Origin of the sequence: Microcoleus sp. PH2017_05_CCC_O_A, from assembly GCF_020738785.1 — a bacterium.
GTDB lineage: Bacteria > Cyanobacteriota > Cyanobacteriia > Cyanobacteriales > Microcoleaceae > Microcoleus.
Map to the genome: position 1 here is coordinate 46,949 of NZ_JAEQCB010000034.1, position 20,969 is coordinate 67,917.

Genomic DNA, 20,969 nt, shown 5'->3' on the forward strand with positions numbered 1-20,969 from the left:
TTGGTCAATATTACAGGACTTACGCGCGGCGGGCTAGAAACCCGGTTTCTTTGTTGGTAGTTGCTGACAATCTCAAGATTTTTTCCTATGAACCGGGTTTTTTCCGTAAATCCTATGTTATTCTTCATTATCACTCAAGAGCTATGTTTTGGGATGTGTGGGAAGACACGCCGTATCCAGCAAAGAGCTGTTGCTGACTTGCATGGGCCTGGGGCTTTTTCACCTCAGCAGTTAGGTAAACAAAAGCACAGATACAGGATTTGTGCAATGATTTGGTGTGGCGATCGATCGCACGGCTGACAAAAAAACAATCTCAGCTTTTAGGAGATTGCTTGAATTTAGCCTCGCATCTATGTTTTCGGTCAAATTACGCAAGTATTCACACTTCAATCAAACCGCTTCACTGTGCGACTGCTAACTACACGCCCGTCAGTCGATTTTCCATTTTTCGATTTGAGATTTAATTGCAGCGCTGTGAATCACCCGATTCCGAACTTAAGTGTAAAATTTTAATCTCTCCAGGATAGGAGTCGAGGGCTTGTATCCGTTTTAGAGCGAGTCATCTACGCACCGGCTGGAATAATAACCTTTAATCTCGGAGTTAAAAAATCGGCCTGTAGAATCAGCTTCTTGCAGAGATTCCCAAATTTCCGATTCTACGTCGCTGTATTGATAGACTGACCCGCTGCTAAATTCTATTTGCAAAACTTGATCCTCTTCATTGTATCCGATCGCGCTAGCCATTGCCGAATCAACCGGCATCATAGCAATGGGTTCGTCGGCTGGGGCAATTTCTGTTAATTCAATACCGCCACTGAGTTCGGTAGAATCTGTATTGGCTATGAAATCAACCATGTGCAGGCCGTGCATTGCAGCTTCGGGTGCGGCAATTTCGATAAATTCGAGGCATTCCCCGCGATCGATCAACAGTCCTAGCTGGCCGTTAGAGTGACCGACTGCTAAGACATTGCTCAAGTCTATTTTGGATAGTTTCATGGGTTTTGTCAACAAGGATTTGTTTTACGTCAATATTTCCCGATCTTTGCAAGTTTCTGTGTCGAGGAAATAGTGGATTAATTAATAGTTTAGCCTGTATTGCCTAAAAAGTCAATTAACGTATCTTTTATGTGTAAAGTGTGCATTTAGCATCCTAATTTGGTATGATTTGTCTGTTGCTTAAGGAAATTAGACCTCTTCCACTCCTAAGCTTTCCTACCCTAAAATTATCTGCGTTTATATGTATTTATCTGCCTGAAATCTGCGGTTTGTGTGTCGATCGCAGACTTATGCAAGAGCTGTATTGAGCAAGGTTCGCCATAAGCACCCGAGTTTGATAAGATGTGTCAGCTTCTTAACGAAACTTGACAATAAATTAAGAATTATTGCCATAAAACAAAGGTAAAGTTGTGGCAATGGCGAGTCAAAGCCCAACCAGCAAAAGCGTTTGAGGATTTTTCCCATCTGTAAATCTTCAGAAAGTTACTATTTCTAAAGGATTCATCTGGTGAGAAAATCTCAAACAACCTTAAAATTTAGCAGTAATCGCCCGATCGGGCAAATCTCAACCAGCATAAGGGAAAATACCTATGAAATTGGCTTATTGGATGTACGCAGGCCCAGCCCACATCGGCACTCTGCGCGTTGCGACTTCCTTCAAAAACGTCCACGCGATCATGCACGCACCGATTGGAGACGACTATTTTAACGTGATGCGATCGATGCTGGAGAGGGAACGGGACTTCACTCCGGTAACTACCAGCGTGGTTGACAGACACGTACTGGCGCGGGGCTCGCAGGAACGGGTGGTGGACAATATCACCCGCAAAGACAGAGAAGAGCACCCCGATTTAATTGTACTTACCCCGACTTGCACCTCCAGCATTCTGCAAGAAGACTTGGAAAACTTTGTTAACCGAGCTCAATTGGATGCCAAAGGCGATGTGATGCTGGCGGATGTTAACCATTATCGGTTTAACGAACTCCAAGCTGCCGATCGGACTTTGGATCAAATCGTCCAACTTTACATTAACAAAGCTCGCAAAAAAGGCGATTTGGAAGGTAAAAGCGAAAAACCATCGGTGAATATTATCGGTATGTCTACGCTGGGTTTCCACAACCAGCACGACTGCACCGAGTTGAAGCGTTTGATGGCAGATTTGGGAATCGAAGTCAACGAAGTTATTCCCGAAGGTGCTTCGGTTCACAACTTAAAAAGACTGCCGCGCGCTTGGTTTAACCTTGTTCCTTATCGGGAATTGGGGATGGCAGCCGGGGAGTATTTGCAAAAAGAATTCGGCACGCCGATGGTGGATATTACGCCGATGGGTGTGGTGGAAACTGCGCGCTGCATTCGGAAGATTCAGGAAGTTCTGAATGCTCAAGGTGCGGATGTTAATTATGAAGAGTTTATTGACCAACAAACGCGGTTTGTGTCTCAGGCTGCTTGGTTCTCAAGGTCGATCGACTGCCAAAACTTAACCGGCAAAAAAGCGGTCGTATTTGGCGATAATACCCACGCAGCGGCGATGACGAAGATTTTGTCTCGCGAGATGGGAATCCACGTTGTGTGGGCAGGAACCTACTGCAAACACGATGCTGATTGGTTCCGGGAAGAGGTAAAAGGGTATTGTGATGAAGTGCTGGTGACGGAGGATCATGGTGCGATCGGGGATGCGATCGCCAAAGCAGAACCTTCGGCGATTTTCGGCACGCAGATGGAACGCCACGTGGGTAAAAGGCTTGATATTCCGTGCGGTGTGATTGCTGCGCCGATTCACGTGCAAAATTTCCCGATCGGCTACAAGCCATTTTTGGGTTATGAAGGCACGAATCAATGCGTAGATTTGGTCTACAATTCCTTTACTTTGGGCATGGAAGACCACTTGCTGGAAATCTTCGGCGGCCACGATACGAAGGAAGTGATTACTAAGGGAATTTCGGCTGATTCTGACATGGGTTGGACGAAGGATGGACAGGCAGAATTGAATAAAATCCCTGGTTTTGTGCGGGGTAAAGTGAAGCGAAATACTGAGAAGTTTGCGCGCGATCGGGGAATTGAGAAGATTACCGTTGAGGTGCTGTACGCGGCTAAGGAATCTGTCGGCGCGTAGTTTCGATTGTGATAAGGGCATCTGTTGTAGATGCCCTTGCTTATTTATGAAATTTCAGATAAAATTCGGTATTGCGAGACTGTCGAGCGTCACCACGCACCCTATAGTGGAGACGCTGGCACTCTCGATGATGCGATCGCGAGCGGGGACGCTCGCACTATAAATGACTCTTGATGATGATAAGGTAAACAGCCCTGATGCTCCCTCAGATATCGCTTGAAACCGCCCGGTTGGTTTTACGCCCGCTCGCTTTAACTGATGCGCCAGCCATTCAAAAACTTGCCAGCGATCGCGCAGTTGCTGATACGATGATTTCGATTCCTCATCCTTATCCAGAAGGCGAAGCTGAGAACCATATCTCTAATAAAATTGCTGAGTTTCGAGATGACCATTCTGTGGCGTTTGCGATCGAGTGCAAGCAGGAAAAGTTGGTGAGGGGCGCGATCGAAATCCGAGATATCGATCGGGAACATTCAATCGCTGAATTGAGTTTTTGGTTGGGTGTTGAGTCATGGGGACAGGGATACATGAGCGAAATCCTCCCTTCGATACTTTGTTTCGGGTTTGAAAACCTGCACCTCAATCGGCTTTATGCCTACCATATGTTGAGGAACCCAGCATCAAGTAATGTATTGAAAAAAAACGGGTTTATTCAAGAAGGCGTGCTGTGTCAGCGAGTCCGAAAGTGGGAAGTGTTTGAAGATGTAGTGCTGTTAGCAATTCTGTATCGGGATTGGAAACGCCAAAGATAGGACTCAAGTCCTCACATTGCTTGATACTCCAAAAGCTGTTCCCCTCGGATAATCCACAATTTACCCGCAACTTCTGCGGCATCCAATCCGCTAATTAATATTTCTACTGCCGCTTGCAAATCTTGCGGTTTCGCTTGAGAAGGCAGACGCAGTAACACAATCCCACAATAATCAGAAGGATTGTAGCGGAGGCGATTGCCAAACCCCCTATCCAAAGTCACCAAACATCTATCTTCCCTTCGACAGATATCAATTAATAATTCATCCGGTGTTGAACTCAAATTTTGTTCTCGTACAGTCGCAACATCGTGGCCAGCCAAACGTAACATCGAAACAACGCGGATGCTACCCAAATTTTCATCAAGTTTTAACTTCACTTTAAAACTACCTTTTTTTTACCCACAGGAATTTCGACATAACAATCTCTTGCCAACTCAGCCCCATAAGCAATGCAAGCCAAAACGTCTTCTCGTTCAATTCCCGGATATTCCTCAAGCAATTCTTCCACAGTCATGCCACTAGCGAGAAAATCAAGAATCAGAGAAACCCAGATGCGATGGCCGCGAATGCAGGGTTTGCCAAAGCAGATATTCGAGTCGATTGAGATCCGAGACAGTAAATTATTTTGAGTCATGTCTTTTCAATCCAAGATAAGCTTTGAGAGTGACTGGGATGACATTCTATCAACGCTGCTATCAGAACGGATGTATCAAATAAAACGTTCATTTTAGATAAATTTCCCGATTCTTTCTTCGCGCATATGGGGAATAATTGTATCCCAATTAATCAGTTCTTGATTTTTTATTGATGATGCTTTGACGACTAAGACTCCACCAACATAATAAACCTCGCACTCTTCATCCATATTAGCCGGTTCGCTGTTGCCAGTTTCATCGGGCGGCGAAACTACTTCCTGGTTTCTCCGCTGCCATAACAGGAAATCTGCAAAGTTGAGGATTTCTTGCAGTTCGATTTCCGAGAAATTTTTCAGTTTTTCAACAATTTTTGCTTGGATAGGTATCACGGCTATTTTTTCCTTGCTTAACACGACCGCCAGATTCAGTTTAACACGAACTAGGAGCGTGAAGCGAAGCTATCCCGTAGGTAATCGCCCTCACACCTCATTCTGATTATTGTCTTTTTCAACTTCCTCAAAATTCACTTTCTTATAAATAGCAGATAGAGGAACTTCTAGCTGAAACGAATTAAACACTAATCCGGTATCTTCCTCATCATACTCGGAATACAACCATCTTTTGTGCTCGGTTTTAGCATATTGCTCGACCTTAAAAGCTTGCTTAGTCTCAACTCCAGTTTATTGTTCTGAGCGCTACGTGAAAGCAATCGCAAAGACTTTGGCAATAATTGAGGATTCCTCAAATGGGTAAACAACCCGGACATGGTATGACTAATTTGCGCTGCCATCTGTGAGGTTAGCGCTGCGGATCTGACAAAAAAATGCGAAAACTCGGTCTGCAAGAAGTGATAACTTAACATAGCAGTTCTGTTTGATATGAGCTACCCTTGGTAATTGGCGAGCATTCGCCGAGCGCTTACCTATGTGAGGGAAACCATACTATAAGCTTTTCTGCTTTTAAATTGCATATTCGGCGCGCTGCTCAAAGCCGACGCCACAAGAATTTGATTGATTCTTGACACACAATTTAAATGTGCAACAGCTTACTTATCACAAAACTGCTGAAAAAAGTTAGCTTTGTTCGCGATCGGCAATCGATCGGATCCGATATGAATAACGAACGCAATTCACAGAAACAGGAAAACTACTTGCACCTCAATTGGCACAGATTTTTTGGCGAAGCGCGTACCCGGATTCTGCTCTGGTACGTTTTGTTAATGGCATTCTTCCTGTCCCTTTCTATTCCTGCAATTCGCCATCGCTTGTTTTTGCTGGTAGATGGGCGCGTCAATGCGGAGTTAGTTGAAGAAATTATCATATTTGATGAAGTGCTGGCTGCTGAATTTGACTCTAAAAACGGAGACGTAGAAAAACAATTAAAAGAAAAATACAGATCTCTTAAAACTTACTCGAATTCTCAAAAATTGTCGGCACTCTTGGATATTCACCTTTCCCGGCAAATCACTGAAGATGATACATTTCTCATCGCTATCATAGAAGGAAAATTTTATAGAGCCAGTTCCAAGGCACTGCCAAAACTGCTTCAGCCGGATTCGGAATTGGTAAAAAGTTGGGGAAAATTTAGCCAGTCAATTCGCGGCGAATACAAGGTCTCAGACAGTAGGGTTGGGAGCATTCTCTACGTTGCCAAACCTATTAATATTCAAGGCAAAACTGTGGGAGTATTCGTTGTGGCTCACCTGACTGCGGGGGAACGCCAAGAAGCACTGGAAGCTTTCCAAGTTATGATTGAGGTAATTTTGGTTGCCATGATCTTAGTTGCTTTGCTCGCTTGGATAGCTGCTGGAAAACTGCTGGCTCCTCTGCGCGTGCTAACAGCAACTGCTCGCACGATCGAAGAGTCGGATTTGACTCAGCGGATTGCAGTGGAAGGAAAAGGGGAAATTGCGGAACTGGCAACTACTTTTAATCAAATGATGGATCGGATTGAGGAATCTTTTGCTACCCAGCGCAATTTTATTAACGATGCGGGACACGAACTGCGCACTCCGATTACGATAATTCGGGGGCATTTGGAATTGATGGGCGACGATCCCCAGGAACAGCAAGAAACGATAGCGTTGGTGATGGACGAACTCGATCGCATGAGTCGATTTGTGGAGGATTTAGTGCTGCTGGCTAAGGCGGAACATCCAGATTTTTTACAGCTAGAAACTGTGGATATCGGCACGCTAACTGAGGAACTTTTTGCTAAATCAACGGTTCTAGGAAATCGGAATTGGGAATTAGATGGTATAGCCTTATGTCGGATTGTTGCCGATCGCCAGCGCATTACTCAAGCTATAATGAATTTGGCTCAAAATGCGGCGCAACACACTCAATCGGAGGATTCGATCGCGATCGGATCTGTTGTTAGCGGCAGTAACGTGCGATTTTGGGTGCGCGATACTGGAGAAGGTATTGCCCCGATCGACCAACAGCGAATTTTTGATAGGTTTGCGAGGGCTGCAAACAGCCGCCGCCGTTCTGAAGGGGCTGGCTTGGGTTTGTCTATTGTCAGGGCGATCGCAGAAGCTCACGGTGGCAAAGTATATGTTAACAGTCAATTAGGTACTGGCTCGACTTTCGCTGTCGTTTTGCCGATCGATGAACCATCTGAATCTAGAAAGTAGCATCTAATTATACTGCTATCAACTCTCAACTCTTAACTCTCAACTCTTAACTCTCAACTCTTAACTCTCAACTCATGAGTAGAATTCTAATTGCTGAAGACGAACCCAGAATCGCTACTTTTATCGAAAAAGGTCTGCGATCGCACGGTTTTATGACTGCCGTTGCTGCTGATGCTCGCGATGCCTTAATAATGGTTATAGAAGGCGAATTCGATTTAATGATTCTCGATTTAGGACTCCCCGGCAAGGATGGATTGCAAATTCTTGAGGAATTGCGCGGACAGGGAGAAGAATTGCCGATTATTATCTTGAGCGGGCGCGATGATATTCAAACTAAAGTAGCCGGATTTGAGGGCGGTGCTGACGATTATTTAACTAAACCTTTCCGTTTTGAAGAGTTGTTGGTGCGGTTGCGCGCGCGCTTGCGCGGTCGGGAAGATCGCAGCATTTCAGAGGAAATGCTACTTAAAATTGGCAACATAACACTCGATTTGCGAACTCGAAAAGTGAAAGTGGACGATCGCACTATTGACTTGCCCGCCCGAGAATTTACCCTCGCAGAAACCTTCTTTCGCCATCCCGGACAGGTGATGAGTCGGGAACAGTTGTTGGATCGAGTTTGGGGTTACGATTACGATCCCGGTTCCAATATTGTCGATGTTTATGTTGGTTATTTGCGGAAGAAATTAGGCTCTAGTCTAATTGAAACTGTTCGCGGCATGGGGTATCGGCTGCGATCGTGAAAAAAATCTCATAATAATTTCACAATTTATTCATGGGAATTTGTCATAATTTAAAGGTTATAGGTGGCTTGTCATTTAATACAAAAATTATGTACCGAATTTTGATTGCGGAAGATGAAGTTAAAATCGCTGCTTTTATGGAGAAAGGCTTCAAAAAACAAGGATTTGCTACTGCGGTAGCGGAAAATGGCCCGCAAGCTCTGTCAATGGCAACAGAGAGCGAATTTGACCTATTATTGCTGGATTTGGGGTTGCCTGCGATCGACGGTATGACGGTACTCCGGGAACTGCGCAACCGAGGAGAACAGCGGCCGATTATTGTGGTAACAGCCCGTACTGACCGACAAGAATTGGTTTCGGCATTGGAATCTGGCGCTAGCGAATGCGTTACTAAGCCTTTTAGTTTCAATGACTTGCTCTTGCGGGTGCGATCGCACTTAAAAGAAACAAATTCTTGTCTGTCCCTGACCTAATTAATAAATTTCGGTAAAGTTCATAAATTTTTTCAACCTAACCAATGTAATTTTTGTTAGGCAATTCTCAGTGTAATTACTGAGACAACTTTGACATAATCCCCCTCACTGAGGGGGATTTTTGTGAGATTTTTGTTGTGTCATGTCCGATCGATTCCCGAACGCGCCCGCGATCGGGTTTGTAGTGAGGACTTCAGTCCTCAAAAAAAGAACTAGAGTCCTTACTGCGAACTAATCTTTTTGTCTTTCTCGAATGTGCGAATATTTTTTTCGCAAGCATCGGGCGGTTTCTCATTGTCGATCGGCCGTACCTATGTTACATATGCTACCAAATTAGCTGCCCAAATTCCCAATTTGTCAGTAAATCACCGGAGTTTCGTGAGAGTTTTCTCATCAAAGCTTCATGAAGACTTCATAAAGAATTGGGAAATTATATTTAGAAAGTCGTCATAAAACTTAAAGACACCCAAGGGCGATCGCAACTTACCCGAGAGGCTGTCCTCAACTTAACCCCATAGGAGAATTGCCCTCATGCGCGTTTGTGTCATCGGTACAGGATATGTTGGTCTGGTAACAGGAGCTTGCTTGGCAGAAATAGGACATCACGTAATCTGTATAGACAATAATGCTGAAAAAGTAGCCCTGATGCAGTCGGGAAAATCTCCAATTTTTGAACCCGGATTGACAGAAATCATGCACTCTGCGATGGAAAGCGGACTGCTGGAATTCACGACAGACTTAGCTGCTGGCGTGGAACACGGCGACATTTTGTTCATTGCTGTGGGTACTCCGGCTTTGCCAACCGGTGAAAGCGATACTCGCTATGTTGAAGCAGTGGCCCGCGGCATCGGAACTCATCTCAACGGCGGCTACAAAGTAATAGTAAATAAATCCACTGTTCCCATTGGTTCGGGAGATTGGGTGCGCGGGATCGTGCTCGATGGTGTTGCCGAAAGCCAGCAGACAATTGCAGGTTTTGATGTCGTCAGCAACCCGGAATTTTTACGGGAAGGTTCAGCAGTTGCCGATACTTTCAATCCCGATCGCATTGTTTTAGGTAGCAACAGCGAACGGGCGATCGAGTTGATGCAACAACTCTACACTCCAATTATAGAACGCAAATTTGCTGCCGCTCCTTCTTTGCCTCCCGTTCCCGTCGTCGTTACCGATTTGAGTTCGGCAGAAACGATCAAATACGCGGCTAATGCGTTTTTGGCAACTAAAATTAGTTTCATTAATGAAGTAGCAAATATTTGCGATCGAGTTGGTGCAGATGTTACTCAAGTAGCGAAAGGAATCGGACTCGACTCCCGCATCGGCAACAAATTTCTGCAAGCCGGCATCGGTTGGGGAGGTTCCTGTTTTCCCAAAGATGTTTCTGCTTTAATTCACACCGCCAGAGACTACGGTTACGAAGCTCAATTACTCAATGCTGCCGTCAGAACTAACGAATATCAGAGATTAATTGCGATCGAAAAACTCCAGCAAGTTCTGAAAATCCTCAAAGGCAAAACCATCGGATTATTAGGTTTAACATTCAAACCAGACACCGACGATATGCGCGATGCACCAGCTTTAGATTTGATTTTGCAACTCAATCGTTTGGGTGCCAAAGTCAAAGCCTACGACCCGATTATTTCCCCCGACAGCACGCATTCCAACCTGTCGCAAGTTACCCTAACTGCTGATGCCGAACAACTTGCCGATGGTTGCGATGCCTTAGTATTGGTGACAGATTGGCAAGAGTTTCGCAAGTTAAACTACAGCAAAATTGCCCGCCACATGGCCAATCCGATCGTCATCGACGGTCGCAATTTTCTCGACCCAGACCTTCTAGAAAAAGCTGGTTTTTATTACCTTGGCATCGGTCGTTCTGGTACGGGCAGCGTGCCAATTGCCAAAGAAAAAATTAATGCCAAAATTAATTATTCAGTCTCAGAAAATTCTTGCACTGTTCTTGCTTGAGCTTAGCAAACAGTTGACTGTTAGTTGCGCTCTTTTTCAACTAATGACTGATGACCAATGACTGCTGACTAAATTGAGGCACATTGACTATGAGACTGATGGTTTACTCCCACGACGCATTTGGTCTCGGCAACATCCGTAGAATGCTGACCATTTGCGAACATTTACTAAGTTCTATTCCCGAACTTTCCATTTTGGTAGTATCCGGTTCGCCGATGCTGCAAAGTTTTAGACTGCCGCCGAGACTTGACTACATCAAAATTTCCTGTTTGAATCGGGGCGAAAGTGGGGAAATATCAGTCAAATATTTGAAGACTGACATTTCTGAAACTATCAAAATGCGATCGGACTTGATTTTGATGGCAGCAATCAACTTTAAACCCGATGCTATTTTAGTCGATAAAAAGCCTTACGGCATCAAAAATGAGTTGGTGACAACACTTAAATTCTTGAAAAAACAGTTGCCGCAAACCAAACTTTTACTGCTGCTGCGCGACATTTTGGATGCACCAGAAAAGACAATTAGTGAGTGGCAAGAACACGGTTTTTACCAAGCAGTCGAGAAGTTTTACGACCAGATTTTGGTAGTCGGTATGCCGGAAGTATTTGATATTTGTCGCGAGTATCAATTTCCGCCGGCAGTTGCTCAAAAGGTGCGCTATTGCGGCTATATCCGCAAAGAACCGGGGTTGAAAAGTCGAGAAGCCAGACGGCAAGAATTGCAAGTACAAGAGTACGAACAGTTAGTTTTGGTGACACCGGGCGGCGGCGAAGATGGCTATCATGTCGTTGACACTTACTTAACAGGAGTGGCGCAACAAACAACAAAAAAAATTCGCAGCGTAATTATTTGCGGTTCGGAAATGCCCGCCGAACATCGAGAGCAACTTTATCAAAAAGCTGCGTTAAATCCTCAAGTTGAAATGTTGGATTTTACCGACGATTTGATGAGTTATATAGATGCAGCGGATGTCGTCGTTTGTATGAGCGGGTACAACACAATTACGGAAGTGCTTTCTTTGGGAAAAAGGACGATCGCAATTCCCAGAATAAAACCCGCTAGCGAGCAATTGATGCGAGCTGAAAAAATGTCTAAACTCGGTTTGCTGAAAATGATTCATCCCTGCGAAGTGACTCCAGAAAATTTGATGGATTTGCTTTTAACTAAATTAGAGAAAACTCTTTATTGCGCTGTGGCTCCCGGTTTAGATTTGGGTGGACTGCCGCGAATTTCTCATTATATTTCTCACCTGTTATCTAACCCGGTAACTTCCATTGAGTTCGATTTTTCAGCACTCAAGCCAAAGCCAATTGTCACTGTTCAATAAGGCAATCGACCATAATATCCAGCCGGGGCGGGTTTATTAGATCTCGGATTTGTACGGGAAATATTGGCGAACCCGCCCCTACAGGAAACAATGTAACTGTCAACTGTCAACTGTCAACTGTCAACTGTCAACTGTCAACTGTCAACTGTCAACTGTCAACTGTCAACTGTCAACTGTCAACTGCTATATATGTCTAAAAATCGCAAAACCGCAGGCTACCTGCTCAAAACTTACCCGAAACTTTCGGAAACTTTCATCTTGAATGAAATTCTGGAATTAGAACGTCAAGGAGTATCCTTGCACTTGTTTTCTCTCCGCAAACCGACGGATGAAAAAAATCATCCCGATGTGGATAAAGTCAAAGCTAGCGTTACTTACATTCCGACACTGCTGCCGAATTTCAGCTTTCAAGATTTAATTAGTTTGCTAAAAGTTCACGGGCGACTTTTGTCTCAAAGTCCGAGGCAATATTGGCAAGCGCTGCAATTTCACTTGCAGCGGCCGGAAAAGAAGCGCTGGAATGAATTTTTGCAAGCGGGATATTTGGCAGCAAAAATGCAGGAATTGGGACTTTCTCACCTGCAAGCACACTTTGCCAACATTCCGACAGCAACGACGGAAATCGCTAAGATTTTTGGCAATTTCTCTTACAATATCTTTGCTCACGCTAAGGATATTTACTTGACAGAACCGGAAGTGCTCGATCGCAGAATTAGCAGTGCAGAATTTGTACTTACCTGTACTGGATTCAATCACCGCTATTTGCGCTCTGTTTCCCAAAGCAACACGCCGATTTACTTGTCCTATCATGGCATCGATTTAACCCGCTTCACCTCAGCATTTGCCAAACACAAAACTGAAATTTCCTTGATTTTGAGCGTCGGTAGGTATTGCGAAAAAAAAGGATTTCCTTACTTGATCCAAGCTTGCCAGCAGTTGAAACAGCAAGGTTATAAATTTCAGTGCGACATCGTTGGTTACGGGCCTCTGCAAGCAGAACTCGAACAATTAATCGCCGATTTGGATGTAGCGGATGTTGTCTCTCTAGCCGGGAAAATGACTCAAGATGAGCTAGTCAAAGTATATCAGAGAGCAAGCATATTTGTGCTACCTTGTCAAGTCATGGAAAATGGCGATCGCGATGGAATTCCCAATGTTTTATTAGAAGCAATGGCAATGAAAATTCCGGTTGTTTCTACCGATATTTCTGGCATTAGCGAACTGGTAGAAAGCGGGGAAAATGGCTTTTTGGTTCCAGAAAAAAATCCGCCAGCTTTAGCCGAGGCTTTAGCAAAATTGCTAACTCAGCCTGAATTGATGGCGCAGTTTGGCAAAGCCGGAAGACAGCGGGTTTTGCAACAGTTTTCCCTGGAACGAAACGTGGGTGAAATTCGCGAATTGTTCGATGGACTCTTGAACTCAACTCAAGTAGAAAACCCGCAGCCAACAATAGAATTTACAGCAAAAGTAGAGGTAAAAGTCTGATGAAAAAGCTCATGTTTTACTGTCAGCACATCTTAGGTATCGGACACCTAGTCCGCAGTATGGAAATTGTGCGCGGTTTAGTTGCAGACTTCGAGATTTGTTTTGTCAACGGTGGAAAAGCGATTGCCGGATTTGAAATTCCTGCTGGAGTTGAAGTTGTGAATTTGCCTGCGATCGAAACCGATCCAGAATTTCAAAATCTTGCGGTTGTTGACGACAATCGCAGTCTTGAAGAAGTTCAAGACTTTAGGAAGGAGCGACTTTTAGAGATTTTCAACTTTTTTCAACCGGATATTTTGATGATCGAGTTATTTCCCTTTGGTAGGAGGCGGTTTTCTTTTGAGCTGATTCCACTTTTAGAACAAGTAAAAGCCAAAGGAAGAGTGACAAAAGTAGTTTGCAGTTTGCGGGATATTGTTGTCACCAAACAAGACCAAGAAAGGCATGAAGAAAAGATTTGTAAACTAATGAATCAATACTTCGATCTATTATTGATTCACGGCGATCGGCAATTTCAACCCTTGGAGGAAAGCTTCTCCCGAATTAGCGACTTAAACTGTCCAGTCCATTACACGGGATACGTGGTTCAGTCTTCGCCGGAAAATCCAGTCCTTAATGATGAGGACAAAGCTGCGATCGACTCCGACAAACCGCTAATCTTGGCGAGTATCGGCGGCGGTAGATTCGGACACGAACTGCTAGAGTCTTTAGTAGAAGCAGCTCCGATTTTGCAGCAGATTGTTCCCCATCAAATCCAGATATTTACGGGGCCGTTTTTTCCTGAAGCAAAGTTTGCTCAAATGCAGCTTTTGGTATCCACTCAACCCAACATTAACATTCAGCGATATACACCAAATCTGCTGACATACATGGAAAAAGCGGATATGTCTATTAGTATGGGAGGCTACAACACTACCATGAATATTTTGACAACTGGGGTGCGAGCCATGATGTTGCCATTTGTTGGAAATGGCGATCTCGAACAAACTATCAGAAGCCAAAAGCTGGAAAAATTGGGAATTTTAAACGTGATTCATCCAGCCGATTTAGAACCAAAAAAGTTGGCTCTCAAGATTGTGAAATGTTTGATGGAAACGCCAAATCCGGTGAGGTTTGACTTGCAGGGAGTAGATAAAACTGCTGTTTTCTTGAAAGCTTTACTGAAAGTACCGGCTGTTGCCGCATAAAATCCTTGGGAAATCTCGCTTTTACCTAAGTCTAGATCCCCCTAAATCCCCCTTAAGAAGGGGGACTTTGACTGCTTCCGGCCCCCCCCTTCTTAAGGGGGGCTAGGGGGGATCGAAGCCCTGCATAAGCACAAAAATTATCAAATTGAGGAGTGAATTTAATGACAGTTAAAGTTTGTATTGCAAGTTTGGAATATCCGCCAGAAGTGGGTGGAGTGGGAGAGTCGGTACACCGAATTGCTCACATGATGTTGGATGCGGGATACGAAGTTCACGTTGCTGTTTTTCATTCCAAACAGCGGAAGTTTGTGGCCGGTGAACCCCAGCGGGCGAGGATCGAAACTGTCGATCGAGATGGTGTTTTGGTACACCGTTTGTATCCGCCTGTGCGATCGAGTGAGCCGATTATGCAGGATTTTTTGAGCGAGATTTATTCTCAATTAAAAAACTTGCATCAAAAATACAATTACAATCTGTTTCATGCTTTTTTTATCAATGAAACTGGTTTTATTACTACTTTGCTAGCCCGCGAACAAAATGTGCCGGTTATCAACAGCATTCGGGGTAGCGATTTGCACAAACATATTTTCAATGCCAAACAGCATGGCCAAACTGTTTGGATCTTAGAAAATTCGGATTGGGTAACGTTTGTTAGCCGCGATTTGCAAACGAGAGGCCGCATTTTAGCCCCCAGCATTCAGCACAAATCTTCGGCGTTTTGGAATTCGATCGGTGCGATCGACTTTACCCAACTGTCGGCTCCTGTTGTGCCCGGTGAATTGCGGGGCACTGTCATCGGCTCAGTTGGTCGTTTTCGCGACAAGAAGGGCATCGAATATTTGATGGAAGCTTGCGGCAAAATCAGCGCCGACGTTGATTTAACGCTGCTTTTAATCGGGGATTTTGCCGATCGCGAACGGGATTACTGGCAGCAAGAAGTGCAAAACAGCGGATTGGGCGATCGGCTGATTATCACTGGACTTGTCAGCCGAGAAACGGCCCTTGCTTACCTGCCAATTATCGATATTTTTGCCATTCCTTCCCTGCACGATGGCTGTCCCAACGCCATGTTAGAGGCAATGTTAGCAGGAAAGGCGATCGTGGGTACAAAGGTAGATGCGATCGGCGACATTCTGGAAAACGAGGTGGATGCACTGTTAGTCAATCCAGGTTCAGCAGCAGAATTAGCAGTTGCTTTGCGACAACTTGCCCTCAAACCCGAACTGCGACAAAAACTCGGCTTAGTTGCTAGAAAAAAGGCGATCGAACACCTAAATCCCGCTGTCGAACAAGCTAATTGGCAAACCGTTTATCAGGAAGTTTTAGAGTCATCCAAGCCAATTATCGCCACTAATAGTATCAGCCAAAAGTTTGCTCTTACTAACAGCATTTAATGGCAAATCTGAGTTTGTTTTTGCTTTGATTACTCGGCGATTGAAATCGCTACTACACAAACGAAGTCCGCCTGCGCGGACTGAAGAATAGGAGTTACCACTGTGATATCACCAAAAGTTACGATCGTTGTCTCACCCCGCGAACGTTTTAGTTACTCTCGCGAGTCTTTAGAAAGTCTGTACGAACATACAGAAACGCCGTTTTCCCTAATATATGTTGATGGCAACTCACCATCAATGATACAGCAATATTTGGAATTACAGGCAAAAGAAAAAGGCTTTCAACTATTGCGGACAGAAACTTATTTAGCGCCCAATGAAGCTAGAAATCTCGCTTTAGATCGAGTTGAAACTGAATACGTGCTGTTCATTGACAACGACGTTGTTGTCACTCCCGGCTGGCTCGATCGCCTTTTGGAATGTGCCACCGAAACCAAAGCCTCTGTCGTTTGTCCCCTCACCTGCATCGGCAATCCACTGCATGAAACCATCCATTTAGCGGGAGGAGAAGCGCGGATTGTCTTGGAACAAAAACCGGGCAAAACTAAAGTCAAGCGGAAGGTACATGAAAAACATCATTTCGTCAATCGTCCGGTGGCTGAAGTGCGCGAACAACTCCACAGAAGCCAGTGCGAATTTGCCGAATTTCACTGTATGTTAGTCCGCACCGAAATATTTACTCGCATCGGCAAACTAGATGAAGCGTTGCTGAGCACGCGCGAACACATTGATTTCTGCATGAGTGTGACGAATGCGGGCGGCACTATTTATTGCGAAACTGACTCGGTAGTTACTTACGTTCCTGGTCCGCTGCAATGGTCTGATTTTTCCTTTTTCATGCTACGCTGGAGCGATGCTTGGGAAGTGGCAAGTTTGGAACATTTCCGCACTAAATGGAATCTGACTGAAGACAAGTATTTCAAAAAGCGCTACAGCAGATTGGGACAGCGCCGCCATCAGGCGATTGTTCGACCTTTTGTACGCAAAATTGCCTTCGGAAATCGCAATCCGCTGTTGGAAAAAATGTTTATTTCAGTCGATCGCACAATCAACCGTTATATTACTTCTCGGTTCGATCGAACGGGCGATCGTAAAGTGGAAGTTAAGGTATTACAACCGGAGCGATCGCAGGTTTTGGAAGCAGCATCTTCTGTTTTGTAAGAATAGTCAAATTTGCTCTCCAGTAGTCCGCCAGGGGTTTAAACCCCTGCCTCAAAGCGAAAGTCCTCTAAAGAGGACTGAGAAGAATAATTTTCAACTCATTAGTCCTCTTCAGAGGACTTTAGCTATGAGCCAGGGAATTCATTCCCTGGCGGACTGTCGGATAAGCGAACTACCCAACCAATCTAGTTTTTTCAGCATCTATCAAAAGGGAGATAAAATTGCACAATTCATCATTTCAAGGACTCTAAAATGCCGGAAACTAAAAGTGTTAAAGAAACTATACCCGGACTGGGACGAATTATCCAAAAGTTCTGGCCACAGATTCGCCATCAAAAGGTTTTGCTTTTAATTTCATTTTTAGCACTAATCGCTGAAACGGCCTTTCGTTTGCTAGAACCTTGGCCTCTGAAAATAATCTTTGACTACATTCTACTGTCGGGATTTGAAACCGCTTCTCAAACATTTCCAATTATTAGAAATCTCAGCACCATTGAGTTGTTAACAGTCATCGCTGTGGCAATTGTGGCGATCGCAGCTTTGCGGGCCGCTTGCGCTTATATTAGTACGATCGGCATGGCTTTAGCTGCTACTCACATCATGACCGAAATTCGGGGGACTCTTTACAGTCACTTGCAACGGCTTTCTTTGTCATTTCATAGTAAAGCTAAAAGTGGGGATTTAATTACCCGCGTTACCTACGATGTAGAGCGCATTCGTGAAGCTACTGTCACCGCAGCACTGCCACTATTTACCAATATTTTTACACTCACGGGAATGCTGGGGGTGATGCTGTGGATGAATTGGGAATTGGCGATAATTGCGATCGCAGTTTTTCCGCTATTTATCCTCGTTTCCGCTCACCTTTCCAAGCAGATTCAAAAAGTAGCTCGCAAGCAGCGCAAGCGCGAAGGAGCGATGGCCGCCACCGCCGCCGAAGCAATGAGTGCCATTAAAGTAGTGCAAGCTCTTTCGCTCCAAGGAATGTTAGAAAGTTCCTTTAATAAAGACAACCAAAAAAGCTTACATGAAGGAGCAGAATCGCAAAAACTAGCAGCGGGATTGGAGCGAACTGTAGAGATGTTGGTTGCAGTTGCAACAGCTATAATTTTATGGCGTGGCGTGCAATTAGTGCTGGATAAAATGGTTTCACCTGGGGAATTATTGGTATTCATTAATTACCTCAAAACAGCATTTAAACCGATGCGGCAGTTGGCAAAATATACCGCCCAAATTTCTAAAGCCACGGCTTCGGGAGAACGGATTATCGACCTCCTTGATACGGTACCCGAAATTCGCGATTTGCGGGGTACAGTGACAGCACCACGTTTCCGAGGTGGAGTTGAATTTAAAAATGTAATGTTTGCTTATGATGCGGAAAAAGTGATTTTGCAAAACATGAGTTTTCAAATAAAAGCAGGTCAGCAAGTTGCTTTAGTCGGGCCTTCTGGCGGTGGCAAATCGAGTTTAGTCAGTCTGTTACTTCGGCTTTACGATCCTGTGGAAGGAGGCATTTTAATTGATGGACATGACTTGCGCGAATACAAAGTTGATTCGTTGCGACAACAGATTAGTATCGTGTTACAAGAGAGTGTTTTGTTTGCTGTCAGCGTCAAGGATAATATTGCTTACGGATGTTTGAATGCAACTGATGCTGAAATTGAAGCGGCCTCCCGTTTGGCTAATGCTCACGATTTTATCGAAGCATTACCTCTCGGCTACGATACTATTTTAGGAGAACGAGGATCGACGCTTTCGGGGGGACAAAGGCAGCGAATTGCGATCGCTCGTGCGGCTGTGCGTCAATCTCCGATCGTCATTTTAGACGAACCGACAACTGGTTTAGACCAAGAAAACGAACGTGAGGTTAGCGAAGCCTTGGAAAGATTGACTCAGAATTGCACGACTTTTTGGATTACTCACAATTTGAAAGCAGCCGAACAAGCTGACACAATTCTGTATATTGAAGGTGGCAAAGTTTTGGAACAGGGTGCTCATTCTGAACTGCTACGTTTGGGCGACAAATACGCAGCAATGTATGCTGTACAATCTGCCGGCAATAATTTGCCGGATGAAGCGGATTCCTTTGCTATTTCCCGTTAATGCGTTCAACAGTTGACAGTTGACAGTTGACAGTTGACAGTTTGAGAGCAACTTCTACCTAAAAGGAAGAGGATTGGAGTAATGAATAGTCTGGTTTTTATGTCTCCCTCAAAGGGAGAGGCTTTCAACCAATTATTTTCGGTAAATGTGAATTTTCTATCTTGAATTATTGCCGTTTTTATTTTACTCATGGTTTCTCAATTTTCCGTAGTTATTCTAATTGCTTTGACGACAGCTACTCCGGTTTATGCCAGCGAGTTGGCTGAGATAGATGGCGATTTATCTTCTATCACTAATAGTCAAATTTCTCTCAATCAAGTTAGATCGGAGTCGGTGGTTGAAACTGCACAAATAGAATCATCGGTTGAAACTGCACAAATAGAATCATCGGTTGAAAACCCATCTACACCAATAGAATCATCGGTTGAAAACCCATCTACACAAATAGAATCGGCGGTTGAAACCGCACAAATAGAATCGGCGGTTGAAACCGCATCTACACAAACAAAGTCCACCTTCGTGGACTCAGAAATGAAGGAAACACGAAAGGATGAATCTTTAGCAAACATTACCTCCGTCTCCGAATTATCCGATGTTAAACCTACGGATTGGGCATTTCAAGCCCTTCAATCTTTGGTAGAACGTTACGGGTTAATTGTCGGATATCCCGATCGCACTTTTCGTGGCAATCGTGCTTTAACCCGCTACGAATTTGCCGCAGCTTTGAATGCAGCCCTCGATCGCCTAAATCAGCAAATTGGGACTAATACTGCTAATTTAATCACCCGCGAAGACTTGGAAATTCTGAGTAAACTGCAAACAGAATTCCAGGGAGAGTTGGCAAGTTTGCGGGGTAGAATCGAAACTTTGTCACAACGTTTAGATGCCGTGCAGCAATTTTCAACTACTACCAAATTGGAAGGAGAGGCGCTGTTAGGAGTTATTGGAGTTGAGGGAAATGAAAAGGCAGATGGTGAAGGTGATGTTGATAGTAATCTTACTTTTGGCTATCGAGTCAGATTGAATTTTGACACGAGTTTTACGGGGAAAGATCGACTCAGAACGAGACTGCAAGCTAACAACATTCCTAAAGTTAGCGACGCTGCGGGAACAGACATGGCTAATTTGAGTTTTCAAGGCGAAAGCAAAAATCAATTTGAACTCAGTCGATTAGAATATCGGTTTCCCATCAACAATCAAGCCGTAGTTTATGTGGAAGCTGTCGGCGGCAGTCTCAACGACTATACTGATACTCTTAATCCTAATTTAAGCGGCAGCAGTCGGGGTGCGGTATCCCGTTTTGGACAGCGAAATCCGATCTATCGTCACGGCGAAGGTAGCGGTGTTGGAGTGAGTTATGCTGTTAGTAAAAATGTTAGTTTAGATGTCGGATTTGTGGCTGATAAAGTAAATGATCCGGCAATTGGTTTCGGGAAAGCAGCTTATGGTGCGATCGCCCAATTAACTCTCCGTCCAACTAATAATATCGGAGTTGGTTTAACCTACGTCCGTTCTTATAATAGCCTGGATACGGGAACAGGGAGCGATCGGGCAAATGATCCTTTTGACGGCGAAAGCGATGCAATTGCAGCCAATTCCTTCGGCATTCAATCCACTGTCAAACTCAGTCGCCAAGTCACAGCCGGAGGTTGGGTGGGATATACCCGCGCCCAGGCCCTTGATTTGCGCGATCGACCTCAAGCTAGTATGTTTAACTGGGCGGTAACTTTAGCCTTCCCCAATTTGGGTTCAGAAGACAGTGTAGGAGGCATAGTTATAGGCCAACAACCTAAAGTAATAAACAGCGATTTTATCGAAGACGATCGAGAATATATCGACTCGGACACATCACTGCATTTAGAAGCATTTTATCGGAGGCAATTAACAGATAATCTAGCAGTAACTTTGGGTTTGTTGGCGATAACTAATCCAGAACATAACAGCAATAATGATCCAATTTACATCGGTACTTTACGCACAACTTTTAGTTTTTGAGAA

17 protein-coding genes are annotated in these 20,969 nt (G+C 44.4%); 13 read left to right on the plus strand and 4 right to left on the minus strand.

What is annotated here, in order from left to right; genetic code table 11:
* Window positions 1–549 precede the first annotated feature (549 nt).
* Entirely contained in the window at window positions 550–996 is a 447-nt protein-coding gene (locus tag JGK20_RS10190; RefSeq protein ID WP_293190539.1) for a KTSC domain-containing protein, read from the minus strand.
* Between the two features lie 590 nt (window positions 997–1,586).
* Here JGK20_RS10190 and bchB point away from each other — a divergent pair.
* Both bchB and JGK20_RS10200 read left to right on the plus strand, forming a co-directional pair.
* Entirely contained in the window at window positions 1,587–3,110 is a 1,524-nt protein-coding gene (gene bchB, locus JGK20_RS10195) for a ferredoxin:protochlorophyllide reductase (ATP-dependent) subunit B (RefSeq protein ID WP_293218928.1), read from the plus strand.
* A 230-nt stretch (window positions 3,111–3,340) separates the two neighbouring features.
* Window positions 3,341–3,862 carry a GNAT family N-acetyltransferase gene (locus tag JGK20_RS10200; RefSeq protein ID WP_293207031.1) on the plus strand — a complete coding sequence of 174 codons (522 nt, stop codon included), beginning with the start codon at window positions 3,341–3,343 and terminating at the stop codon, window positions 3,860–3,862.
* Window positions 3,863–3,873: 11 nt separating this feature from the next.
* Here the strand turns inward: JGK20_RS10200 and JGK20_RS10205 are convergent, their stop codons facing one another.
* The 3 genes from JGK20_RS10205 to JGK20_RS10215 all read right to left on the minus strand — a co-directional run bounded on the left by JGK20_RS10205 (window position 3,874) and on the right by JGK20_RS10215 (window position 4,886).
* Window positions 3,874–4,239, minus strand: coding sequence for a DUF5615 family PIN-like protein (locus JGK20_RS10205; RefSeq protein ID WP_293207033.1), 366 nt, complete (start codon window positions 4,237–4,239; stop codon window positions 3,874–3,876).
* Entirely contained in the window at window positions 4,236–4,496 is a 261-nt protein-coding gene (locus tag JGK20_RS10210) for a DUF433 domain-containing protein (RefSeq protein ID WP_293207036.1), read from the minus strand. The genes JGK20_RS10205 and JGK20_RS10210 overlap by 4 nt, the downstream gene beginning before the upstream one ends.
* A 93-nt stretch (window positions 4,497–4,589) precedes the next feature.
* Entirely contained in the window at window positions 4,590–4,886 is a 297-nt protein-coding gene (locus JGK20_RS10215; protein WP_293207039.1) for a hypothetical protein, read from the minus strand.
* 722 nt (window positions 4,887–5,608) lie between these two features.
* Here JGK20_RS10215 and JGK20_RS10220 point away from each other — a divergent pair.
* The 11 genes from JGK20_RS10220 (at window position 5,609) to JGK20_RS10270 (ending at window position 20,966) form a co-directional block, all read left to right on the plus strand.
* Window positions 5,609–7,132, plus strand: coding sequence for an ATP-binding protein (locus JGK20_RS10220; protein ID WP_293207042.1), 1,524 nt, complete (start codon window positions 5,609–5,611; stop codon window positions 7,130–7,132).
* A gap of 74 nt (window positions 7,133–7,206) precedes the next feature.
* Entirely contained in the window at window positions 7,207–7,875 is a 669-nt protein-coding gene (locus JGK20_RS10225; RefSeq protein ID WP_293207045.1) for a response regulator transcription factor, read from the plus strand.
* Window positions 7,876–7,964: 89 nt separating this feature from the next.
* Complete coding sequence (locus tag JGK20_RS10230; protein WP_293207048.1) at window positions 7,965–8,348, plus strand: response regulator transcription factor; 384 nt, start codon at window positions 7,965–7,967, stop codon at window positions 8,346–8,348.
* Window positions 8,349–8,879: 531 nt separating this feature from the next.
* On the plus strand, window positions 8,880–10,313 hold the full coding sequence (locus JGK20_RS10235) for a UDP-glucose/GDP-mannose dehydrogenase family protein (RefSeq protein ID WP_293207051.1): 1,434 nt from the start codon (window positions 8,880–8,882) through the stop codon (window positions 10,311–10,313).
* Between the two features lie 143 nt (window positions 10,314–10,456).
* Window positions 10,457–11,641, plus strand: coding sequence for a glycosyltransferase (locus JGK20_RS10240; protein WP_293230301.1), 1,185 nt, complete (start codon window positions 10,457–10,459; stop codon window positions 11,639–11,641).
* A gap of 189 nt (window positions 11,642–11,830) precedes the next feature.
* On the plus strand, window positions 11,831–13,126 hold the full coding sequence (locus JGK20_RS10245) for a glycosyltransferase (RefSeq protein ID WP_293207056.1): 1,296 nt from the start codon (window positions 11,831–11,833) through the stop codon (window positions 13,124–13,126).
* On the plus strand, window positions 13,126–14,313 hold the full coding sequence (locus JGK20_RS10250) for a glycosyltransferase (protein ID WP_293230304.1): 1,188 nt from the start codon (window positions 13,126–13,128) through the stop codon (window positions 14,311–14,313). The genes JGK20_RS10245 and JGK20_RS10250 overlap by 1 nt, the downstream gene beginning before the upstream one ends.
* Window positions 14,314–14,474: 161 nt before the next feature.
* Window positions 14,475–15,707, plus strand: coding sequence for a glycosyltransferase (locus JGK20_RS10255; RefSeq protein ID WP_293230306.1), 1,233 nt, complete (start codon window positions 14,475–14,477; stop codon window positions 15,705–15,707).
* Window positions 15,708–15,809: 102 nt separating this feature from the next.
* On the plus strand, window positions 15,810–16,868 hold the full coding sequence (locus tag JGK20_RS10260; RefSeq protein ID WP_293207063.1) for a glycosyltransferase: 1,059 nt from the start codon (window positions 15,810–15,812) through the stop codon (window positions 16,866–16,868).
* 252 nt (window positions 16,869–17,120) lie between these two features.
* Window positions 17,121–18,971, plus strand: coding sequence for an ABC transporter ATP-binding protein (locus JGK20_RS10265; protein ID WP_293207065.1), 1,851 nt, complete (start codon window positions 17,121–17,123; stop codon window positions 18,969–18,971).
* 189 nt (window positions 18,972–19,160) lie between these two features.
* Window positions 19,161–20,966: an iron uptake porin gene (locus JGK20_RS10270; protein ID WP_293207067.1), complete on the plus strand. Its 1,806-nt coding sequence runs from the start codon at window positions 19,161–19,163 to the stop codon at window positions 20,964–20,966.
* The last annotated feature ends 3 nt before the right edge of the window (window positions 20,967–20,969 follow it).